This is a genomic window from Porphyromonas sp. HMSC077F02 (genome assembly GCF_001815465.1).
GTDB lineage: Bacteria > Bacteroidota > Bacteroidia > Bacteroidales > Porphyromonadaceae > Porphyromonas_A > Porphyromonas_A somerae.
Map to the genome: position 1 here is coordinate 36,685 of NZ_KV820637.1, position 6,161 is coordinate 42,845.

At 50.2% G+C, this 6,161-nt stretch carries 5 protein-coding genes; all 5 read right to left on the reverse strand.

The window, feature by feature from the left end:
* Positions 1-2 precede the first annotated feature (2 nt).
* Positions 3-1,850, reverse strand: coding sequence for a penicillin-binding transpeptidase domain-containing protein (locus HMPREF3027_RS02160; protein WP_070706674.1), 1,848 nt, complete (start codon positions 1,848-1,850; stop codon positions 3-5).
* Positions 1,847-2,371 carry a rod shape-determining protein MreD gene (gene mreD / locus HMPREF3027_RS02165; RefSeq protein ID WP_018027965.1) on the reverse strand — a complete coding sequence of 175 codons (525 nt, stop codon included), beginning with the start codon at positions 2,369-2,371 and terminating at the stop codon, positions 1,847-1,849. Before mreD ends, HMPREF3027_RS02160 begins: the two co-directional genes overlap by 4 nt.
* Complete coding sequence (mreC, locus tag HMPREF3027_RS02170) at positions 2,368-3,228, reverse strand: rod shape-determining protein MreC (RefSeq protein WP_018027964.1); 861 nt, start codon at positions 3,226-3,228, stop codon at positions 2,368-2,370. The genes mreD and mreC overlap by 4 nt, the downstream gene beginning before the upstream one ends.
* A 39-nt stretch (positions 3,229-3,267) precedes the next feature.
* The gene (locus HMPREF3027_RS02175; protein ID WP_021903779.1) at positions 3,268-4,287 is read right to left on the reverse strand and encodes a rod shape-determining protein; all 1,020 of its coding nucleotides are present in this window, start codon (positions 4,285-4,287) and stop codon (positions 3,268-3,270) included.
* Positions 4,288-4,352: 65 nt separating this feature from the next.
* Positions 4,353-5,897, reverse strand: a complete 1,545-nt coding sequence (gene purH, locus HMPREF3027_RS02180; RefSeq protein ID WP_070706676.1) for a bifunctional phosphoribosylaminoimidazolecarboxamide formyltransferase/IMP cyclohydrolase — start codon at positions 5,895-5,897, stop codon at positions 4,353-4,355.
* Between the last annotated feature and the right edge of the window lie 264 nt (positions 5,898-6,161).

Below are 6,161 nucleotides of genomic sequence, written 5' to 3' on the forward strand. Positions count from 1 at the left end.
AATTAGTAAATAATGCTATTCATCATCATTGTTTCGTACACCTTCGACTCCGCACCTATCTCGTGGTCATGGAGGTAAAAATCCATCATCAGCCGCCCTATTGGCACACCAAAAGTAGCACCAAAGCCACCATTTTCCACAATCACAGCCACTGCCACTTGAGGGTCTTCTTGCGGTGCATAGCCAATAAAGAGCGAGTGGTCTTTGCCGTGCACATTCTCCGCCGTTCCTGTCTTGCCACACACCTTGAAATCAGGGAGATTGGCCTTTCGACAGGTACCTCCCGTCACCGCCCCCCGCATGCCTTGGTCTATGTAGCTAAAGTAAAGTGGGTCTATTCCCGTCTCGTGCCGCTCCACATAGAGGCTATCGGAGGGGAGCCCCGATATCTCCTTCACCACGTGAGGGGTATAGAAATACCCTTTATTGGCGACCGTAGCACAGAAGTTGGCCAATTGCAGAGGGGTGGCTAAAATCTCTCCCTGCCCTATCGAGATAGAGATAATAGTAGAGGAGCGCCAATTGCCCTCTCCATAGATCTTGTCATACATCAGGCTATTTGGGATAAACCCACGCTTCTCTCCAGGTAAGTCGAGCCCCAGAGGATAGCCAAATCCAAGTTTGACGATATACTCCGTCCACTTCTTAAAGGCAGTCGCAGTAGTGGGGAATAGCTTCCGATCGTCCAGCATATTGCGGAGCCCATAGCAGAAGTAGGCATTGCACGAAGTGGCAATTGCCGGAATAAGCGATATAGGCGAGGGGTGTCCGTGGCAGGCAGGACGATTTCTAAGAGGTGGATAGCCGTGGTAGCAAGGGTAACTATCACTTACCGAGAGGGCTCCAGCCTGTAAAAAGACCGCTGCCTGTGCTGGCTTAAAGGTAGATCCAGGAGGGTAGGTTCCCATAATTGCCCTATTGAAAAGTGGCATCTGTGGGTTCGCCTCCAGAGCTTTGTAGTTATTACCCCGATCTCTTCCCACCAGGAGCTTGGGGTCGTATGAGGGCGAGGAGACCAAAGCACGTACCTCTCCACTCTTAGGCTCTATCACCACAATGGCTCCCCGCTTACCGGCGAGTAGTCGCTCCCCATAAGCTTGTAGCTCCATATCTATGGATAGGGTGAGGTCATGCCCCGAGGTAAGTGCTTCATTGAGTTCGCTATCATCTCGCTTTCCTTTCACCCTTCCGTGGGCATCGCGGATATAGATTTCTTTGCCCTTCTCGCCCCTCAAGAATCGCTCATAGCTTAGCTCAATACCACTCTTGCCAATATATTCCCCAGGGCGGTAGTAGGGGTCACGCTCAATATCCTTCGGGCTCACTTCGCCCATATAGCCCAGCATCAAGCCTGCGGCAGCGTACTTGTAGTCCCTTACCGTCCGGTGCACTACGTAAAAGCCGGGAAACTTATAGAGCTTCTCCTCTAATAGCCCCGCCTCCTCTTCGCTAATCTGTGGGAGCAGCAGCTGAGGGGTATAGGGGGAGTAGCCTCTATTCTTCTTGCGGTTGCGGAGGTCCGCAAAGCGTTGCCTCAGTTCGGCTGGCTCAAGGTTGAGGATGCTACAAAATTCGAGGGTATCAAATGGCTCCACCTCTCTGGAGATGATATGGATGTCGGCAGCCGAGTTGTTGAAGACCACTAGGTTGCCCCGACAGTCGTAGATCATTCCTCGCGAAGGGTATAATGTCTTCTTGAGAAAGGCAATATCTTCTGCCGCAATTCGATACTCCGGGGAAAGCACTTGTAGGTCAAAAAGACGACCTAGGTAGAGTAGCACTACCACTAATATGGCAGCACCGACAGCATACTTTCGGTGTGCAAATTTATTCTTTTGGCGATCCTTCATGCAGGGTGGTTACGCTTAGAGAATGCCTCAAAGATGGCAAAAACCACGCAGGTGATCAGTGTGGAGCCAAGGATGTGTGGCACCATCTGTAGGAATAGAGTGCTGGAGAAGGCCTCCAATAAGAGGAGTGTGCCAACGTGCGTTAGAACCATCAGTAGGATAAATAGCAAATACTTGCCCCGCTTCATCGTGTAGATAGAGGGGCGAATAGGAGCCGAAAGATCCTCTATCGCTTGCTCCTCAGTGAAGGCAAATAGAAAGGGATTGCGGAGGTAACCTACCAAGGTGGCCGACGCCATATTCAGCCCAGGGGTATTCATCGCCATATCCATCAAAAGCCCTACAAGAGTACCGAGTAGGGTGGTGAGCCATCGGGGCGTTTGGTAGGGAAGAAATATCAATGGATAGAGATAAATAATAGGGATCAGGTACCCAAAGAGACGGATATTATTCATCACCACTACCTGCAAAAGTAGTAGTAGTAGGCTCTGTAACGTATAACTAAAGTAGTGCTTATTCATCGCTCACCTTTCTCCACTGCTTCGATCTCCAATCGCTCCTCACGCTCATAGTTCTGAACCACATAGACATACTTCAGTGTGCCAAAGGCAACCCCCAGCTTCACCCTCAGTGCGCGGAAGTTGTCGTTAGGCGATTCTCCCTCTCCCTCCACGGTGCCAATAAATAGCCCTTCAGGGAAAATGGCAGAGTAGCCACTCGTCACCACACTATCCCCCACATTGTAGGGTGCGTGCTTTGGGAGGTTGGTGAGCAAAGTATGCTCTAAGTCCTTCCCATCCCACGAGAGAGTGCCCACATATTCACTTCTCGGCGAGGGCTTGCAATTGAGCTTAAAGTCGCTATTCACCAGAGGAATCACCTTGGCATAGTTACGCCCTGTCGTCTCCACCACTCCCACGATGCCCTCATTGGAGAGTACCCCCATGTCATTTTGGATCGCTTCGGAGCTACCCATATCTATTGTGAGATAGTTTTTACCACCAAAGAGTGTAGTGCCTACCACCTGAGCCACCTTGTACTGGTAGGGGAAAGGGCGTATCACGCTATCTGTGGAGAGCCTTTGCCATGTGAGCGAATCCACCTCCAAGCGACGGAGCTGATACTTGAGGCGTTGATTTTCCTCCTCTAGTACCGCATTCCTACTCATCAAGGCTACATTGGCATCCCTAAGACCGAGGTACTCATTGCTCTTATTGGCATACTCCGTCACGGTGCCAGTAACGGCATTGGTGCTGCTTAGGAGTACGCTATTGCGATAAACACTCCCATTGAATAACAATAGGAGTGCTATCACCTCCAGTACCACAAATAGCAGGGTGTGGGCATTGGAGCGTAAAAACTCTAAGAGCTTATCCATACTTACCTACAAGTCGGCCTCTGGTATGCCAAGCCTTGACTACTTAAATAGCTGGCTGTAAGTATTGCTATTTTCGAGTACAATATGGGTTCCCTTTGCTACCGCATAAAGGGGATCTTCTGCTACGTGGAAAGGGATTTGGAACTTATCTTGTAGCCTCTTGTCCAATCCCTTGAGCATCGCACCACCACCAGAGAGGTATACTCCATCCTTAAAGATATCGGCATAGAGCTCAGGTGCTGTGGCATCAAGTGCATTGGAGATAGCAGTTTCGATCTTCTGTACAGACTTCTCCAAGCAACCAGCGATCTCCCGATAGCTCACCGTAATGGTCTTAGGTAGCACACTCGCTAGGTCTTGCCCTATCACTGTATAGTCATCGGGTCCCGCCTCTAGCTCGGGCAGGGCAGAGCCCACATTCTTCTTGATCTCCTCTGCCGTTGGTTCGCCTATCCGAATTTGGTGCTTTGCCTTCATGTAGTCCACAATGTCGTTGGTGAATTCATCACCCGCCACCTTGATCGACTTATTGGAGACAATACCTCCCAGTGAAATCACCGCAATCTCCGTGGTACCTCCACCAATGTCCACAATCATATTGCCCTTAGGCTCCAGTACATCTAGTCCAATGCCGATGGCAGCCGCCATTGGCTCCATAATGAGGTATACCTCGCTGGCGCCCGCCTTTTCAGCAGCATCGCGTACCGCCCTTAGCTCTACGTCTGTACTGCCCGATGGCACACTCACCACCACCTTCAGGGCCGATGGGAATAGACTCTTTTTGGTCCTCGCCATCTGGATAAATCCTCGGATCATATGCTCCGTGGCATTGAGGTCGGCCACCACACCGTCGCGTAGTGGACGTACGGTCAGAAGGTCGTTATTTTCCTTTCCTACCCTCCTATATGCTTCGCTACCTACCCATTCGATTTTCTCGCTCTTGCGATTCATCGTGATATAGCTAGGTTGGTCTATGACAATCTTTCCCTCCTTAATGATCACGGTATTGGCGGTACCTAAGTCAATCGCCATCCGCTGTGTAAATGAGAATAATCCCATACTATTATCAATCTCGTCTTAAATACTTGTTTCTCTATCTCTATAAAAGCCCTCTCCCTGCCTTTTTAATGCTTAAAGTGGCGTACCCCCGTCATGTACATTGGTATCTTGTGGTCACGTGCAAAGACAATGCTCTCCTCGTCTCTCACCGAGCCACCTGGCTGAATGATCGCCTTGATGCCAGCTTCATTGGCAAGCTGCACACAGTCGGAGAATGGGAAGAAGGCGTCACTACTGAGCACCGCTCCCTCAGTGCTAAATCCCATAGCCCTTGCCTTCGCCACCGCTTGGTTTAGAGCGTCCACTCTCGAGGTCTGCCCATAACCAGCACCGATCAACTGACCATTCTTCACTAGTACAATGGCGTTACTCTTGCAGTGCTTTACGATCTTCATCGCAAAGAGTAGGTCTGCTACCACCTCGTCACTTGCTAGGTACTCACTTGTAGGGGTGAGCTCCTCTGCACTCTCTATCTTCTTATCCTTAGCTTGTGCTAGCAAGCCGCCCACCGCCGAGCGGTAAGTGTACTTGCTCGAGTCAAAGCCGATACGGTCAATGAGTAGGCGACGATTCTTTTTCTTTTCAAGGATTTCAAGCGCTTCGCTCGAGTAGTCGGGTGCAATCAGTATCTCAATGAAGAGCTTATCCAGCTCCTCTGCCAACGCTGTGTCTACACCTCTATTGAGCACCACGATGCCACCAAAGGCCGAGACAGGGTCAGAGGCGAGTGCCTTGGTGTAGGCCGTGTGGATATCTTTGTCGCTAGCCACGCCACAAGGGGTGTTGTGCTTGATGATCGCAGCGGTAGGTTCATCGAAGTCCTCTACCAACGCACACGCCGCCTCTAGGTCAAGGATATTATTGTAGCTCAGTTGCTTGCCGTGGAGGATTTCAAAGCGCTCGGTAAGGGCTGTGCCATAAAACTTTGCCTCCTGATGTGGGTTCTCCCCATAGCGAAGAGGATAAGCCACAGGAATGGATAGCTCAATGCCCTCCTCAGGTAGCTCCTCAGTCACTTTGGAGCCCACAAAATAGTGGTGAATGTGGTTGTCGTACTCCGACGTGAGCCCAAAGGCCGCTTTGGCCATTTCCTTCCTCTGCTCCTCAGTGGTCACCCCCTTGCCACTCTGTAGCATCTCCAGAAGGGCACCATAATACTTACGAGAGGCAATGATGAGGACATCCTTGTAATTCTTCGCTGCTGCACGGATCAAGCTCACTCCACCGATATCAATCTTCTCGATGATCTCCTCGTGCGTACCACCCGATGCGATGGTCTCATCAAAGGGGTAAAGATCCACCACCACGAGGTCTATCTCCAGGATGTCGTACATATCGCACTGCTTGGCGTCATCTGCATTATCTCTTCTGGAGAGGATGCCACCAAAAATACTAGGGTGTAGCGTCTTCACCCTCCCGCCTAAGATAGAGGGGTAAGAGGTCAATTCCTCCACCGCGGTACACTCTAACCCCAATCCAGTAATATATGTTTGAGTACCTCCCGTAGAGATCAGCTCCACGCCAAGTGCAGCCAGCTCCCTCACTATGGGCTCCAGTCCTTCCTTATTAAATACCGAGATGAGCGCTCTCTTAATTTGCCTTTCCGACATAGTTTTACCCTCTATAAAATCGATTTACTTTGCACCCTGCAATAGTGCCTGTACAGTTTTCCGCAAAGTTAAATAAAAATAGCGACACTCCGACCCTTTTGTCCCCACAGATCAGGGCTTACGCATCAGGAGTAGATGCATAAGTTAATGACCCTATAAAATATGGAAAGTGATGGTCCAAAAAAGCCATTTATAACAGGTTGATATCCAATGCTATATAAAAGTCAAAGCTGAGTTGCAACTAAGCGATCGGCGAGATGCAAC